Source organism: Streptomyces malaysiensis subsp. malaysiensis, assembly GCF_040653035.1.
Taxonomy (GTDB): Bacteria; Actinomycetota; Actinomycetes; order Streptomycetales; family Streptomycetaceae; genus Streptomyces; species Streptomyces malaysiensis.
The window spans coordinates 57,278-72,142 of record NZ_JBEZNG010000027.1 but is presented as its reverse complement, the minus strand read 5'-3'; the positions used below and the strand labels follow the sequence as shown (position 1 = coordinate 72,142).

At 70.0% G+C, this 14,865-nt stretch carries 14 protein-coding genes; 10 read left to right on the top strand and 4 right to left on the bottom strand.

Annotated features, from left to right (window positions below; genetic code table 11):
• Positions 1 to 2 precede the first annotated feature (2 nt).
• From rhaS to AB0E24_RS37170, 5 genes are all read left to right on the top strand, one after another.
• Complete coding sequence (rhaS, locus tag AB0E24_RS37190; RefSeq protein WP_250850884.1) at positions 3 to 1,124, top strand: rhamnose ABC transporter substrate-binding protein; 1,122 nt, start codon at positions 3 to 5, stop codon at positions 1,122 to 1,124.
• A gap of 17 nt (positions 1,125 to 1,141) precedes the next feature.
• Complete coding sequence (locus AB0E24_RS37185; protein ID WP_069867475.1) at positions 1,142 to 1,462, top strand: L-rhamnose mutarotase; 321 nt, start codon at positions 1,142 to 1,144, stop codon at positions 1,460 to 1,462.
• Positions 1,463 to 1,752: 290 nt separating this feature from the next.
• The gene (locus tag AB0E24_RS37180) at positions 1,753 to 3,192 is read left to right on the top strand and encodes a BNR repeat-containing protein (protein WP_232638486.1); all 1,440 of its coding nucleotides are present in this window, start codon (positions 1,753 to 1,755) and stop codon (positions 3,190 to 3,192) included.
• Positions 3,193 to 3,194: 2 nt separating this feature from the next.
• Positions 3,195 to 4,220, top strand: coding sequence for a LacI family DNA-binding transcriptional regulator (locus AB0E24_RS37175; RefSeq protein ID WP_174884924.1), 1,026 nt, complete (start codon positions 3,195 to 3,197; stop codon positions 4,218 to 4,220).
• A gap of 122 nt (positions 4,221 to 4,342) precedes the next feature.
• Positions 4,343 to 5,362: a LacI family DNA-binding transcriptional regulator gene (locus AB0E24_RS37170; protein WP_069867472.1), complete on the top strand. Its 1,020-nt coding sequence runs from the start codon at positions 4,343 to 4,345 to the stop codon at positions 5,360 to 5,362.
• A 48-nt stretch (positions 5,363 to 5,410) separates the two neighbouring features.
• On the opposite strand, the gene AB0E24_RS37165 is transcribed toward AB0E24_RS37170, so the two are convergent.
• Both AB0E24_RS37165 and AB0E24_RS37160 read right to left on the bottom strand, forming a co-directional pair.
• Positions 5,411 to 6,508 (bottom strand): NAD(P)-binding domain-containing protein, encoded by a 1,098-nt coding sequence (locus AB0E24_RS37165; RefSeq protein ID WP_359383903.1) that lies wholly within the window; start codon positions 6,506 to 6,508, stop codon positions 5,411 to 5,413.
• Between the two features lie 7 nt (positions 6,509 to 6,515).
• A complete protein-coding gene (locus tag AB0E24_RS37160) occupies positions 6,516 to 6,827 on the bottom strand; it encodes a hypothetical protein (protein WP_069867470.1) in 312 nt (103 codons plus the stop codon).
• A 255-nt stretch (positions 6,828 to 7,082) separates the two neighbouring features.
• Between AB0E24_RS37160 and AB0E24_RS37155 the strand changes: the two genes are divergently transcribed.
• The 3 genes from AB0E24_RS37155 (at position 7,083) to AB0E24_RS37145 (ending at position 8,862) form a co-directional block, all read left to right on the top strand.
• Entirely contained in the window at positions 7,083 to 7,913 is an 831-nt protein-coding gene (locus tag AB0E24_RS37155) for a helix-turn-helix domain-containing protein (protein WP_202543810.1), read from the top strand.
• Position 7,914: 1 nt separating this feature from the next.
• Positions 7,915 to 8,127: a DUF397 domain-containing protein gene (locus tag AB0E24_RS37150; protein WP_359383900.1), complete on the top strand. Its 213-nt coding sequence runs from the start codon at positions 7,915 to 7,917 to the stop codon at positions 8,125 to 8,127.
• 462 nt (positions 8,128 to 8,589) lie between these two features.
• Positions 8,590 to 8,862: a hypothetical protein gene (locus AB0E24_RS37145; protein ID WP_232564841.1), complete on the top strand. Its 273-nt coding sequence runs from the start codon at positions 8,590 to 8,592 to the stop codon at positions 8,860 to 8,862.
• Positions 8,863 to 8,874: 12 nt separating this feature from the next.
• On the opposite strand, the gene AB0E24_RS37140 is transcribed toward AB0E24_RS37145, so the two are convergent.
• Positions 8,875 to 9,999 carry an alpha/beta fold hydrolase gene (locus tag AB0E24_RS37140; protein ID WP_102936751.1) on the bottom strand — a complete coding sequence of 375 codons (1,125 nt, stop codon included), beginning with the start codon at positions 9,997 to 9,999 and terminating at the stop codon, positions 8,875 to 8,877.
• Positions 10,000 to 10,079: 80 nt separating this feature from the next.
• Positions 10,080 to 11,954, bottom strand: coding sequence for a LamG-like jellyroll fold domain-containing protein (locus tag AB0E24_RS37135; protein ID WP_359383896.1), 1,875 nt, complete (start codon positions 11,952 to 11,954; stop codon positions 10,080 to 10,082).
• Between the two features lie 651 nt (positions 11,955 to 12,605).
• Here AB0E24_RS37135 and AB0E24_RS37130 point away from each other — a divergent pair.
• Both AB0E24_RS37130 and mhpD read left to right on the top strand, forming a co-directional pair.
• Entirely contained in the window at positions 12,606 to 13,727 is a 1,122-nt protein-coding gene (locus tag AB0E24_RS37130) for a 50S ribosomal protein L11 methyltransferase (protein ID WP_359383892.1), read from the top strand.
• Between the two features lie 273 nt (positions 13,728 to 14,000).
• On the top strand, positions 14,001 to 14,858 hold the full coding sequence (mhpD, locus tag AB0E24_RS37125; RefSeq protein WP_420544184.1) for a 2-keto-4-pentenoate hydratase: 858 nt from the start codon (positions 14,001 to 14,003) through the stop codon (positions 14,856 to 14,858).
• The last annotated feature ends 7 nt before the right edge of the window (positions 14,859 to 14,865 follow it).

The window sequence follows — 14,865 nt, the reverse complement described above, 5'->3', positions numbered from 1 at the left end:
CCATGGCCCTCCCGTCGCCCACCACCACCCTCGGACGAGGCGCTGCGCGCCACAGCTACTTTCCCGGACGCCGCGCCGCCACCGCCGCCGTGGTCTGTGCCCTGGCCGTGGCCCTGGCCGGCTGCGGCGGCACCACCAAGAAGGACAACGACAACGGCGGCGCCGCCAAGAGCGACGCCAAGGCCGACCCCGACGCGCCCCTGAAGAAGGGCCTCAAGCTGGCCTTTCTGCCCAAGCAGATCAACAACCCGTACGAGAAGCTCGTCGACGAGGCGGGGATCGCGGCCGTCGGGGAGTTCGGCGGCAAGGGCAAGGAGGTCGGCCCGTCCGACGCCAGCGCCTCCTCCCAGGTGTCGTACATCAACACCCTGATCCAGCAGCGGCAGGACGCCATCCTGATCGCGGCCAACGATCCCAACGCGGTGTGCGGCCCGCTCAAGCAGGCCATGAAGAAGGACATCAAGGTGGTGGCGTACGACTCCGACACCGCCCCGGCCTGCCGTCAGCTCTTCATCAACCAGGCCAGCTCCGAGGAGATCGGCCGCAGCCAGGTCCAGCACCTCGCCAAGCAGCTGGACTACAAGGGCCAGATCGCGATCCTGTCCGCCACCCAGAACGCCACCAACCAGAACACCTGGATCCGCTTCATGAAGGAGGAGCTGAGCAAGCCCGCCTACAAGGACATGAAGCTGGTCAAGACGGTGTACGGGGACGACGACGACCAGAAGTCCTTCCAGGAGACCCAGGGCCTGCTCAAGGCGTACCCCAAGCTCAAGGGCATCATCGCGCCCACCACGGTCGGCATCGCCGCGGCCGCCCGCTACATCAGCGGCTCCTCGTACAAGGGCAAGGTCGTGCTGAACGGACTCGGCACGCCCAACCAGATGCGCAAGTACGTCAAGGACGGCACCGTCGAGCAGTTCGCGCTCTGGGACCCCAAGAAGCTGGGCTACCTCGGTTCGTTCGCCGCGGCCGCGCTCGCCTCCGGGCAGATCACCGGGGCCGAGGGGGAGAAGTTCAAGGCCGGGAAGCTGGGCGAGTACACGGTCGGCAAGGACGGCGAGGTCATCCTCGGCCCGCCCACCGTCTTCGACAAGGCCAATATCGACAAGTTCCACTTCTGATTCCGAGGCGGTCGGCGATGCGGCGGGTGTGTTTTCTGCTGAAGGTCCGCCAGGACCGGATCGAGGAGTACCGCGAGCGGCACGAGGCGGTCTGGCCCGAGATGCGGGCGGCGCTCTCGGCGACCGGCTGGCACAACTACTCGCTCTTCCTGCGCGAGGACGGGCTGCTCGTCGGCTATCTGGAGACCGAGGACTTCGAGGCGGCCCAGGCCGCGATGGCCGCCACCGAGGTCAACGCCCGCTGGCAGGCCGAGATGGCGCCCTTCTTCGAAGCGCTCGACGGCGCGAAACCGGACGAGGCGATGAAGCCGCTCACGGAGGTCTTCCACCTCGCCTGAGCGCTCCGCTGAGGGTGCCACGATCCGTCGTCGGCCATCCGCGGCGCCGTCGTGGCTGGCCACGCGGCGGAGCCGCATATCGACTCAGCCGCGGCGGAGCCGCACATCGACACAGCCCCGCGCCCCTTCGGGGCGCTCGGGCTTCGGCCTCCGGCCTCGTCCCGGCCCCCGGGGGCCGGGGATCCCCCCCCCGGAATTCGCGGGGTCCAGGGGCGGAGCCCATGGTTCGGGAAGGGGCGGGGTGGGGAAAGAAGCTCGCCCCCCACAAGCGCACCAGGAAAGGAACGGACATGAGACCACTGGCCATCGCCGTCCTGGCCACCGCCCTGCTAGGCGCCGCAACCCCGTACGCGGGCGCGGACACGAGCACAGGCGCGGGCTCCGCGGCCGCCCCCGGCCCGGCCGTCAGCAAGCTCGCCGAGACCCAACTCGACGCCAAGGCAATCTACTTCGAGTCGTTCAACGGCCTGGTCAACAACAACGCGTTCCAGAAGAACGGGCTGCTCACCTACAAGGGCTATCAGTACGCCGTCTGGTACACCGCCGACCGCAGCGCCGTCATCGGGCGCCGCGCCCTCACCGCGCGGAGCTGGCAGACCGTCACCCTGCCGCACCGGCTCACCATCGACGACTCCCACAACGTCATCTCCATGGGGATCTCGCGCATCGACGGCCGGCTGCATCTGAACATGGACTCCCACAGCAGCGGCTTCTTCTATGTGAAGTCGGTGGCGGGGCTGGTGGACGACCCCGCCGGACACCCCTGGACCACCGCCCAGTTCGGCGCCGTCCAGACCACGCTCGACGGCCTCCCGCTCACCTCCCAGTTCACCTACCCGCAGTTCATCGCCACCCCCGATGGCCGGCTCCAGCTCAGCTACCGCTCCGGTGTCTCCGGCAACGGCCGCAACGCGCTCGCCGAGTACGACGGAAGCGACTGGACGGCCCTCGGCGCATGGTCCTCCGCCACCGGCACCTACACCAGCGAGCACGGCTCCAGCACCGCCCGCAATATGTATCTGCACGGCATCGACTACGGACCCGACGGCAGGCTGCACGCCTTCTACACGTGGCGCGAGCAGAGCAGCGCGGTGATGTGCGCGGGCGGCGGTCTCACCAACCACGACACCGGCTATGCCTACAGCTCCGACCGCGGCCGTACCTGGCGCAACGCGACGGGCGCCGTCGTCGGCACCACCGGCGGCTCCGACACGGTGGCGGTCGGCGACGCCGGAACCGTCGTCGATCCGCTGGGCCCCGACCACTCGCTGATGAACCAGGAGAGCCAGGCCACCGACTCCGCCGGGCTGCCGCACGCCCTGATCAGCTATGTCCCCGGCCGCTTCGGGCAGTGCACCACCGACTACGTGGCCGACCGGACGGCCAACGGCCGCACCTTCCACCTCTTCAAGGACGCCTCCGGCACCTGGAAGAAGACCGAGATCCCGGTGGCCCTCGGCTCCAGCCAGCGCAGTCACCTGGTCTTCGACCGCTACGACAACGCCTACGCGGTGATGCCGTACGGCCGGATCGTGGCCGCGTCCAAGTCCTCGGGCTGGACGGACTGGAAGACCCTCTTCGACGGCAGCGGGCTCAACGCCTTCGGCGAGGTCGTCGTGGACGACACCCGGCTCGCCCAGGACGGTGTCCTGTCGTATCTGTACCAGCGGAAGTCCAGCGGCACCACACCCTCCGCCCTCCGCGTCATCGACTTCGCACTCCCCTCCTGACGATGGCACCAGGGGTGGGCATCAAGGAGGTGGCGCGTGCGGCCGGGGTCTCGGTCGGCACCGTCTCCAACGTCATCAACCGCCCGGAGTCGGTGTCCGAGGCCACGCGCGACCGGGTGCAGGCGGTGATCGAGCGCCTGGGCTATGTACGCCAGGAGTCGGCGCGCCAGCTGCGGGCCGGTCACAGCCGGATCATCGCGCTGTTGGTGCTGGACATGGCGAACCCGTTCTTCGTGGATGTGGCGAGCGGTGCGGAGCGTGCGGCGCGGGAGGCGGGGCTGGGGGTGATGGTGTGCAACAGCGCGCAGAGCCCCGATGAGGAGGCCGACTACCTCGGGCTCTTCGCCGAGCAGCGGGTGCGCGGGGTGCTGATGACACCGGCCGATATGACCGGGCGCAACCTCGCCTCGTTCCGGCGGCAGCCCATCCCCTTCGTGCTGGTCGACCGGGTGCTGCCCAGCGCCGAGGGGTGTTCGGTGTCGGTCGACGATGTCACCGGCGGGGAACTCGCCGTCCGCCATCTGCTGGACCTGGGCCATCGCGGTGTCGCCTATGTGAGCGGGCCGATGCGGCTGGCCCAGTGCCGCGACCGCCGCGACGGCGCGCTGCGTGCCCTGGGCGAGCGGGGGCTCGGCGAGTCCGCGCTGCGCCATGTCGAGGTGGAGCGGCTGGACGTGGCCTCGGGCCGGGACGCGGGGGCCCGGCTGCTGGGCATGTCACCGCGGCCGACGGCGGTGTTCTGCGCCAACGACCTGCTGGCCCTCGGGGTGCTCCAGTCGCTGTACGGGGCGGGGGTTTCGGTGCCGGGGGAGGTGGCGCTGGTGGGGTACGACGACATCGAGTTCGCGGCGGCGGCCGCGGTGCCGCTGACCTCGGTGCGGCAGCCCGCCTTCCGGATGGGTCGTACGGCGGCCGAGCTGCTGATCGAGGAGACGGGGGAGCGGGCCGGGGACCACCGCCACCAGCGGATCGTCCTCCAGCCCGAACTCGTCGTCCGCGGGTCGAGCCTGGTCCGCGCCCGCGGCTGAGGAGGCGGCCGGGCGGGCATCTGGGAGGTGACGGTCCTGCCCGACCGGTCGAACAGAGCACTACGATGTTCCCGCGACCGCGGTAGGTCGCGGGAAGGCGGAGGGCCCGGGTCGTGGGACGCATGGTGGGGATCAAGGACGTCGCGCGGCAGGCGGGAGTGTCGGTGGGCACCGTCTCGAACGTGATCAACCGGCCCGAGATGGTCGCCGAGACCACCCGCGACCGGGTGCAGGCGGTGATCGAGCGCCTGGGCTATGTACGCCAGGAGTCCGCGCGTCAGCTGCGCGCGGGGCGCAGCCGGATCATCGCGCTGTTGGTGCTGGACATGGCGAACCCGTTCTTCGTGGATGTGGCGAGCGGTGCGGAGCGGGCGGCGCGGGAGGCGGGGCTGGGGGTGATGGTGTGCAACAGCGCCCAGAGTCCGGACGAGGAGGCCGACTACCTGGGGCTCTTCGCCGAACACCGGGTGCGCGGGGTGCTCGTCACCCCGGCCGATGTCACCGGCGGCAACCTGGACGGCTTCCGGCGCCATGACATCCCGTTCGTCTTCGTGGACCGCGAGGTGCCCAGCGCCGAGGGGTGTTCGGTGTCGGTCGACGACATCGAGGGCGGCGCGCTGGCCGGCCGCCATCTGATCGCCCAGGGCCACCGCTCGGTGGTCTACGTCAGCGGTCCGATGCTGCTCCCGCAGTGCCAGGACCGGCGCGCCGGGCTGCTCAGCGCGTTCGCGGAGGAGGGACTGCCCGCGGAGACGATGATCCATATCGAGGCCGAGCGGCTGGACGTGGCCTCCGGCCGGGACGCGGGCGCGCGGCTGCTGGGGATCTCACCGCGGCCGACGGCGGTGTTCTGCGCCAACGATCTGCTGGCCCTGGGGGTGCTCCAGGCCCTCTTCGCGGCCGGGGTTTCGGTGCCGGGGGAGGTGGCGCTGGTGGGCTACGACGACATCGAGTTCGCGGCGGCGGCCGCGGTGCCGCTGACGTCGGTGCGGCAGCCCGCCTTCCGGATGGGGCACACGGCCGCTGAGCTGCTGATCGAGGAGACCGGCGAGGACGCGGACACCCATCACCACCGGCGCATTGTGCTCCAGCCGGAACTGGTGGTCAGGGACTCGACGTTCGCCCCCAAACCGGTGGCTTGACCATCGCCTCGGCGGGGCCGACCCCCTCGTTGTGCACCCCGGGCAGGGCTATGAGGAATACGCCGGGGCCAGGGGCGACGCCGGAGCGGCGGTCAGCAGCGTCTTGATGTCCCGTACGGCGGCGCGCCCCGCGCGGTTGGCGCCGACCGTGCTGGCCGAGGGCCCGTAGCCGACCAGATGCACGCGCGGATCGCGGATCGCCCCGGTCCCCTCGACGGCGATCCCGCCACCCTGTTCGCGCAGCCTCAGCGGGGCGAGGTGGTCGATCGCGGCGCGGAAGCCGGTGGCCCACAGGATCGTGTCCGCCTCGACATGGCGCCCATCCGCCCAGGCCACTCCGTCCGGGGTGATCCGCTCGAACATCGGCAGCCGATCGAGTATCCCCTTCTCACGGGCGCGCAGCATGGCCTCCGTCAGGGGCAGCCCGGTCACGGACACCACACTCCGCGGCGGCAGGCCCTGCCGTACCCGCTGCTCGACCATCGCCACGGCCTCCCGCCCCTGCACCTCGCCGAACGGCCCCTCGCGGAATACCGGCGGGCGCCGGGTCACCCAGGTCGTCTCGGCGGCCACCTCCGCGATCTCCAGCAGATGCTGCACCCCGGAGGCCCCGCCCCCGACGACGATCACCCGCCGCCCGGCGAACGCCTCGGGCCCGGGGTACTGCGCGGTGTGCAGCTGCCGCCCCCGGAAGGTCTCCTGCCCGGGGTAGCGGGGCCAGAACGGCCGGTCCCAGGTCCCGGTCGCGTTGATCAGCGCCCGTGCGGACCAGGTCCCGGCCGAGGTCTCGACCAGCAGCCGCCCATCGTCCCCGTCCCGTACGGCGGTGACATGCACAGGGCGGACAACCCGCAGATCGAAGGCGTGCTCATAGCGTGTGAAATACGCGGGGATCACCTCGGACGAGGGCCGTTCGGCATCCGCCTCGTCGGTGGTCAGCCGCATACCGGGCAGGTCGTACATCCCGTGGACCTTGCCGTACGTCAGCGAGGGCCACCGGAACTGCCACGCCCCGCCGGGCGCGGGCGCGTGGTCGAGCACCACGAAGCCGGTGCCGGGCTCGTACCCGGCCCGCCGCAGGTGGTAGGCGGCGGACAAGCCCGCCTGCCCGGCACCGATGACCACGACGTCCACGCTGTTGTTCATGCTTCTACTAACTCTGCTCGGGTGCGGTCTCTTCCCGGTCCTCCAGCCGCCGCCCCCGGCTCTCGGCCACCCGCAGCGCGTCATGCAGCGCCTCGGCGAGCCGATGTCCCACAAAGCGCAGCTCACAGGCGTCGGCCTTGCGGTCCCGGAGCATCGGCCTGGCATGCCCGAGAAGGTCGGCCCCGGTCCGTAGCTGTACGGCCTCCATCTCGTCGGCCAGCCGGGAGAGGTAGCTGGTGCCGGTGTTGTCGGTGACGAGGAAGCAGGGCTGCCCGTTCAGTCCGGGCCAGGGCAGCAGACGAGGGCGTGATGAAGGCATGAGGGCTCCATGGCGTTCCGAGGTTTGGCTACCGCGAGTGATGGGGCGGTGGCGGAAACAGCTTCGTGTGCGCGGAAGCTGGCACGCAAGATGACAGCTAATTTCCGCTTCAGATGGCATATGTGACCGAGTGGGCAAATGACCTGATGTGGCGGGCTGTCCTTGCCAGACTCAGAACTCGCACGGCGGCATGGCAGGCTCGACCCAACGGGAGGCATACTCGTGGCAGCACCAACGGGACCGACGGTCCGTCGCATGCAACTCGGCTGGGAGCTCAAGAGGTTGCGGGACGAGGCCGGATTCACCCTCGCGGAGGCGGTGGACGGGTTGACGTTTTCCACCACGAAGCTGTTCCGCGTCGAGAACGGCCTCGCGGCCCTGCCCAAGTCCGCTGACCTGAAAGCCCTCTTGGATCGATACGGCGTCGAGGCCGAGGACGACGTGGACTTCCTCATGCAGATCCACCGTGACTCTCTCAACCGTGGCTGGTGGTCGGTCTACCGAAGTGTGCTTCCGTCCGGAGTGGGCATGCACATCGGTCTGGAGAACGGAGCCCGTACGAGCCGGACGTGGCAGCCTCATGTCGTCTTCGGCCTGCTGCAAACGGAGCGCTACACACGGGAGATGTTCCTGGCCGCCAAGCCGGTCGAAGAGACCACCACGGAGTTCGTCGAGCGGCACATCCAGATCCGTATGGAACGTAAGCGGGCCCTGACGCGTAGAGACAGCCCGTTGGAACTCTGGGTCATCCAGGACGAGGCGTCGCTGAGACGGGTGGTGGGCAGCCCGGAGATCATGCGTGAGCAGTACGAGGAGATCCAGACCCTGACCCGGCTGGACAACGTGACGGTTCAGATCCTTCCCATGGCCACGGCCACGTACAGGACCGGTGCCAACTTCAACCTGTGGGAATTCGGCAGTCCACTGCCGAGAGTCGTGCAGAGCGATGCGATCGACAGGTCGGACATCAGCGACAAGGAGACGACCATCTGGTCCTTCTCCCGCAGGTTCGAGGCTCTGCGAGCAGGTGCCCTCGCCCCCGGCGAGACACCGGCCTTTCTACAGCAACTAGCACGGGAGATCTGACATGGCCTACCGCGTAGCGACTGACGTGGCGCCGGAGAGCGCCTGGTTCAAGTCCTCCTACAGCGAGAACAATGGCACCATGTGCGTGGAGATCGCCCACCTCCCCCACAACGCCCAGGTCGGCATCCGCGACTCCAAGGACCAGGGCGGCCCCGCCCTGGTCGTCTCGGTCACGGCCTGGGCGGAGTTCCTCGCCGCAGTACGCAAGGTCTGACGGCGCTGGGGACGGGCGACCAGGCGCGGGTTTCGTCTCGCGCCTTCGGCGCATGTGAGCAGCGGGGCAGGGGGTGCCGGGCCGGGCTCGCGTCGCCGGCCGCCGGGCTGGGTGGGGCATGGCGCCGGTGGCGGCTTCTGTGCTCGGTGGCCGGGGCCCCTCCGGAGCGCGGGCGACGGGGGTTCGGTACCCCCTTCTTAAAAACGCTTGATCTGGCGCAACTAATTTGTCAAACGTTTTCCAGGGGTACCCCCTCCCCCGCCGCAGTCCGGACCGGTCCTCAACATGGGCCGACGGGGGCCGCCACCGGGCCTCGCCCCCACCGGCCCGGTGGTCGGCGACGCGAGCCCGGCCAGGGCACCCCCGGACCCATGCTCAAAGGCGCCGAAGGCGCGAACGGCGCCGCACCGACGCCGAAAACCGTTCGCGGAGCGCGCCCGCCCCGAACTACCGTGCCTGGCCGTGGACATTGACGACCCCAAGGACGTGGTCCGGGCCACCTGGCTCCGCCCTGGCGGCTGGTTCCTGGGCACCACCGGGCACAGCGCCTGGACCGGCACCGATGAGGACTGGCTCGGTGGCGGCGTCGCGATGTGGTGGAGCCACGCGGACGCCGCGACCTACCGGGACTGGCTCATCGGGGCCGGACTGACCGTCGAGGGCGAGGAGTTCGTCCCCGAGGGCGACGGCGGCCACGCGCTGTTCTGGGCGCGGCGGCCGTCGGCGGGGGAGTGACGCGCAACGGGTTCAGTCGACCGGGGCGTCCTCGCCGGGCTTCTGCCAGGCGCAGATCCCGAGCGTGGCCCGTCCCTTCTCGACCAGCGGGTCGGCGATCCGGGCGGGTGGCATGGTGCTGTGGCCCCGGTAGCAGATGACCGTGCGGTCCGTGTGTCCGGCGAGGTCTACGAGGATCTGGTCCCAGTGGCGGTACTGCACATCGTGGCCGGAGTCGGCGTAACCGCGTACGGCCGGATCGCCGGGCAGGTGCTCCTTCCAGGTGTCGATCGTGCTGGGCGGCACGGTCGTGTCCTTCTTGCCGCTGTAGAGGATGACGGGGGCCGTCAGCTTTGACAGATCGGGGCCGGGCCGCTGGCAGTACAGCCTCTGCTCATGCACCTGGGGCGCGGGATCGGCCTTCTGGCCGCGCTGGTTGTAGGTGCGGGCGCCGTCCTCGAAGGCGGTGTCGGCGAAGCCGGGGATGCGCTTGGTCGGGCTGTCGTCCGGCAGTGCCCACCAGACGCGGGGATCGGCGATCTGCGGCGCCAGCGACTTGCCCAGCTCCTCGTCGGACATCGAGCAGTCGGGGCGCTTCGGGCCGTACGGGGGCAGAGCGGCGGCCAGGTGCAGTGACTGGATGCGGTCCGGGGCCAGGGACGCCAGCTCGGCGGCGTAGGGACCGCCGCCCGAGATGGCGATCACGCTGACCTTGCGCACCCCGACGCGGTCCAGCACCTGGAGCGCGTCCTCGGCGAAGTCGGCCTTGCCCAGGCTCTTGTCGAACTCGGTGTCCCCGAAGCCGTTGCGCTCGACCGATATCAGCCGCAGTCCGAGGGACTCCCGGGTGCTGCGCAGGAAGTCCGTCATATGCGCCACCCGGGCGCTGGTGCCCGTGCCGCCGAGGTAGAGAACCGGCTTGCCGTCCCGGGGGCCCTCGTCGATGTAGTGCGCGGTGCGCCCCGAGTCCAGTTTCAGCGCCCGCACCTCCGGGCCCAGCGAGTCGAAGTCGTCCTGGATCCGGACCCGATGGACATCGGTGGCGTGTGGCTCGCGTGGCGCGGTGGCCGTGGCCGTGGCACTCACGGCTCCGGAGCCCGTGAGCAGGACGGTGGCGACGGCGGTGGCGGCGATACCGGTGACGAGCGCTCTGGGCACGTGTCTCTCCTGGTCATAGGGGGAGGGTGGCGTCGATCGGGCGGAACGAACGCCACCTACCCCCTTTGATCCGGAAGACACTAGGCGGCGGACGTCATGAAGTCCTTCGGCGCCAGGGCTCGTTTGACGATGCGGGTGTCGCCGATCCAGCCGTAGAAGCCCTGGCCGAACTTCTCCTCGAACTGGGTGGCACCGATCACGAAGGGCTTGCCGAGGGTGGCGATGCCCGTCGAGGGCTGGCCGGGGTTGCGGGCGATCTTCGAGCCGTCGACGTACACCACGGTGTGGTGGCCGTCGTTGACGACGGCGATATGGGTCCACCGGCCCACGGGCAGGGCGTGGCTCCAGGAGGTGGGATCGGCGTCCTGCACCTGGGGGTAGACCACGAACTGGAGGAAGCGTTCGGGGGTCACATTGAGGCTGCACGTGGGCTCGTCGGGGGACCAGCCGGTGGTCTTGCCCGCGTCGCCGTTGCGGCCCTCCCAGCTGAGGATGCCCATCCAGGCGTGGTCGCCCTCGAAGGGTTCCGGGAGCTTGATGAATGTCTCGATGGTGTAGCCGCTCGTGAACTTCTCGGAGTTCAGCGGCGCCGTGGCGGAGGTGGTCAGGGCCGCGCCGCGGTCGGGCGCCTTGCCGCCGTCGAAGCGCAGACTGGCGTGGGCGGGCTGGTCGCGGTGGTGGTCGCCGGACCAGGTCAGGATCTCGGGCTTGCTGTCGTGCAGCCGTGTCACCCGGAGGTCGTTGCCGTGGCCGGACAGGTCGCGGACCACCGTTTCGGTTCCGACCGGTCCGTCCGCGTCCGCGCGGGAGGCGGTGCCCGAGGCGTCGAAGCGCCAGTACGCGAGGGTGCCGCGCGGCATGACCTCGGAAGCCGGGCGCGGCTTCCGAGGCACGACCGGCGCGAAGCCGGAGAAGCGGCGCTCGAAGTCGATGCCGAGGCTGAACCGGTCGGTGGGGCCGGTCAGTTCGATGGTCTCCGCCTCCAGAGGTGTTCTCTTCTCCGGGTCGCGGCTGAGGAACCAGGGCGAGAACGTCTCGACGTCGATCACGTTGCGGACCAGGTCGAAGGCGTAGAGGCGGATCATCCCGGCGCCGCCGTAGTACCGGTCCTGGTAGTTGGTGATGTGGACGTGGACATCGTTGCCCTCGTCGTTGGTCAGGACGGTGCGCCCCGGGGGCCAGTAGTGGCCGCCGAGGGCGAGGAAGATCTGGTCGTTGCCGCGGATGAGGCCGTCCCACAGCCGGCGGCCGTTGTCCGAGAGCTGTGCGCTGCCCTCGTCGTCGGCCCAGACCAGGTCGTGGGTGGTGAGGATCGCGGGCAGTGTGGGGTGCGCGTCGAGCACCTTCTGCGCCCAGCTCAGCCCGGAGGCGGAGAGCCGCCAGTCGAGGGCGAGGACCAGCCACTCGCGCCCGCCCGCGGTCAGGACGTGGTAGCTGTTGTAGCCGTCGGACGAGGCGCCGCCGAAGGTGGGCATGGCGGAGAACCGCCGCGGGCCGAAGGCGTCGAGATAGGCGCTGTCGCCGCGCTGGTCGTCGGTGCTGGAGTCGATGTCGTGGTTGCCGGCCAGGACGCTGTAGGGGACCTTGCCGTGGATGGTCCCGAACGTGGACGCGGCCAGCGCGATCTCGTCCCGCGAGCCGTGTTCCGTGACATCGCCGAGGTGCGTCATGAAGGCGATGTTGGCGTCCTCGCGCTGGGACACCAGATACCGGAAGGTGGCCCGGAGCGGCTCCGGGTCGGCGCTGTCGGCGTCGAAGAGGTACTGCGTATCCGGCAGGACCGCGAGGCTGAACCGCGGTGAGTCCTGGTCGTACCGGTGGCCGCCGGACTTCGCGGTGGCGGCGTGGCCGGGTGTCGTACCCGATGTGACGGCCACCGTGCCCGCGGCCGACACCACGGCGGTGGCCCGCAGGAGTGTCCGTCTGCCCAGTTGGTTGCGTTCCGCCGCGTTCATCCGCACTCCCGCGCATCGTGTGAAGAATCGGTGACCTCGGCCCGCACTGTGGTCAAGGGCCGTGACCACGTGGGGGCGGCCAGATGAACGGCGCCTGATCCGTTGCGGGCGGAACGGCCGTGGGGCGGAGACGACTTGGCGGGCCCTCCGCGGCCGATATTCCTTCAACTTTCATATTTCTCCGCACCATCCGACAGTGGTCCGCCGCCGGTTCAGCGGTCATGAGAGCGTGTCTCGTCAATTACTACGGATAACCGTATTAGTAATTTGGCGGCGATTATTTTCGGACGCTCCGGCGGCGGATCCGGCGGTCCATCCATGAAATCCAGCCGAATTCATCTCCGCAAGCAACCTTGATTTAGTCGCGAGCATGTCAATTATCTCCCCCGGGCCCGTTCCATGGAGGCCCTACACGGCGGCGTGAAGCCCATCAGCGCGCATCGTCGGAGGTGGCGGGCGCCGGGCGGGGTGGCGCCAGGGAGCGGGTGCCGATCGCGCCGCTCACGGCGCTTTGTCATCGCTTTAACCACGCTATGTGTGAGCTTTATTCAGCTTTGGTGAGCGCAATTCCTAGGGAATTCCAGGTTTTCCAGCCTGGCATGCTGGCGCTGAAAGTCGCCTCGGGGGAGGATGCAGAGAAAGGTTCAGAAGATGCAGCGTTCTTTCGTCGCGGAGTTGGCGGCACCGGGTCACAAGGTGCCTGTTCGGGCCTGCGATCTGGAGTCGAACCCGGTATGGCTGTTCGCTTCGATCGGTGAGTATCCGGTGTACGACGATGTCGCCTACGAGGTGATGATCAAGGATGAGCGTCGGATGAACCGGTACTCCGAAGCCGTCCGGCGCTACGCCCCCGGCCGTACGGTGCTCGACATCGGCACGGGTCAGGACGCGGTGTGGGCGCTGGCCGCCGCCCGCGCCGGAGCGCGACACGTATGGGCCGTGGAAGTCATCCCCAGCTCCGCGCAGATCGCCCGGAAGAACATCGAGCAGGCCGGTTTCGCCGACCGGATCACCGTGGTCGAGGGGCTGTCCACCGAGATCGAACTGCCCGAGCCCGTCGAGATGTGTGTCTCCGAGATCATCGGCACGCTCGGCGGCTCGGAGGGCGCCGGCCGCGTGCTGCGGGACGCACGGGAGCGCCTGGTGCGGCCCGGCGGGGTGTTCATCCCGCACCGCAGCGCCACCACGGCCGTCGCCCTCGATGTGAGCAGCGCCAACCTCGGCGAACCGCTCGGCTTTCCGCCCCTGGTCCTCCCCTATGTGGAGAAGGTGTTCGCCTCGGTGGGCCGCCCCTTCGATCTGCGGGTGGTCCTCGAGGGGGTGCAGGACAATCCGAAGGTGCGGGAGCGGGCGTATCTGTCCGACGTCGTGGAGGTGGAGCCGCTGGAGTTCAACGGCGATCTGCGCCCGGAGGGCGTCGACGCCGCCGAGCTCACCTTCACCCGGGAGGGCCGCTTCTCCGGGCTCGCGCTGGGCATGCGGCTGTGGGTGGCCGAGGACGACGAGCCGATCGACTCGCTGTTCCAGCCGAGCAGTTGGACCCCGGCGTACGCCCCGCTGGCGGAGGAGGGCCTGCCGGTGCGGCCGGGCGACCGGTTCGAGTTCGACTTCACCACGGTGGTGAGCGACGACGGCGTACACCCCGACTACGGACTCGCCGGCGAACTGCACCGGGCCGGCGCTCGGACGGCGCCGCTGAGCTGGGGCTCGACACACCATGCGGACGGTTTCCGTACGACGCCCTTCTACCGCTCGCTGTTCCCCCGGCCCTGACGCGTCAGAGGTGGGAGCCGTCCGGCTTCGGCTGTGCCCAGCCGGCCGGGCGCCTCCACACCGCTCGCGCCCGTTCACCGGAACAGTTCCGTCAGGCGGTACGGCGCTTTCGGCCGGAGGGGAACATGAAGGTCACCGTGGCCTCGTCCGGCCCGCCGTCGTTCGCCACGTTCCATGTCGCGGAACGAAAGTTGGCTCGTGGCGGGCGGCGCGTCTATACCGGAGGCACATCGAGAGCGCAGGGGCCCGGCCCCCATGTTCTTCCTCAGGAGGTTGCCCGTGCCGAATGTTCCCGGCCATGTCCCGCAGGACGCCTTTCCCGCGGCCGTGGTCAAGGTCGCCGACGCGCTCGCGGACGCCGCCCGCCGCGGGACCCCGTGTCCGCCGGTGCGCGCACTCCTGGCAGGTGGTGCCGATGGTGCCGAAGGCGGCATCGAGGCCGCCTACGCGGTGCAGCGGCTGAATCTGCAACGCGAGCAGGCCACCGGCCGCCGGATCGTCGGCCGGAAGATCGGTCTGACCTCTCCCGCCGTGCAGCGCCAGCTCGGCGTGGACCAGCCGGACTTCGGCGCGCTGTTCGCGGACATGGCCGTACCGGAGGGCGGCGAGGTGCCCGCCGGACGGCTGCTCCAGCCCAAGGTGGAGGCCGAGGTGGCGCTCGTGCTCGGCCACGACCTGCCACACCGCCGGTGCACCGTCGTGGACCTGCTGCGCGCCACGGACTTCGCGCTGCCCGCGCTGGAGATCGTCGACAGCCGGGTGCGGGACTGGGACATCTCCATCGTCGACACCGTCGCCGACAACGCCTCCAGCGGGCTGTACGTCCTCGGCGCCTCCCCGGTGCCGCTGGCCGGGCTCAACCTGCGCTCCGTGCGGATGACCATGACACGCAACGGCGAGACGGCCTCCCAGGGGACCGGTGCCGACTGCCTCGGCAGCCCGCTCAACGCGGCCGTCTGGCTGGCCTCGGCCCTCGCCGAGCGCGGCGATCCGCTGCGGGCGGGCGACCTCGTCCTGACCGGGGCGCTGGGGCCGATGGTCCCCGCCGCCCCGGGCGATGTGTTCCACGCCCGGATCTCGGACCTGGGCGCCGTGGAGGTCCGGTTCGCCGCGGAAGGAGACCACCGGTGAGCGGCGC

Bases quoted from the DNA above. Each gene is read 5' to 3' on its own strand.
- AB0E24_RS37155 (WP_202543810.1), top strand. From the start codon at position 7,083: ATGCAACTCGGCTGGGAGCTCAAGAGGTTGCGGGACGAGGCCGGATTC.
- AB0E24_RS37135 (WP_359383896.1), bottom strand. From the start codon at position 11,954: ATGAACGCGGCGGAACGCAACCAACTGGGCAGACGGACACTCCTGCGG.
- AB0E24_RS37185 (WP_069867475.1), top strand. From the start codon at position 1,142: ATGCGGCGGGTGTGTTTTCTGCTGAAGGTCCGCCAGGACCGGATCGAG.
- AB0E24_RS37165 (WP_359383903.1), bottom strand. From the start codon at position 6,508: ATGAACAACAGCGTGGACGTCGTGGTCATCGGTGCCGGGCAGGCGGGC.
- rhaS (WP_250850884.1), top strand. From the start codon at position 3: ATGGCCCTCCCGTCGCCCACCACCACCCTCGGACGAGGCGCTGCGCGC.
- AB0E24_RS37180 (WP_232638486.1), top strand. From the start codon at position 1,753: ATGAGACCACTGGCCATCGCCGTCCTGGCCACCGCCCTGCTAGGCGCC.
- AB0E24_RS37160 (WP_069867470.1), bottom strand. From the start codon at position 6,827: ATGCCTTCATCACGCCCTCGTCTGCTGCCCTGGCCCGGACTGAACGGG.
- AB0E24_RS37170 (WP_069867472.1), top strand. From the start codon at position 4,343: ATGGTGGGGATCAAGGACGTCGCGCGGCAGGCGGGAGTGTCGGTGGGC.
- AB0E24_RS37130 (WP_359383892.1), top strand. From the start codon at position 12,606: ATGCAGCGTTCTTTCGTCGCGGAGTTGGCGGCACCGGGTCACAAGGTG.
- AB0E24_RS37175 (WP_174884924.1), top strand. From the start codon at position 3,195: ATGGCACCAGGGGTGGGCATCAAGGAGGTGGCGCGTGCGGCCGGGGTC.
- AB0E24_RS37150 (WP_359383900.1), top strand. From the start codon at position 7,915: ATGGCCTACCGCGTAGCGACTGACGTGGCGCCGGAGAGCGCCTGGTTC.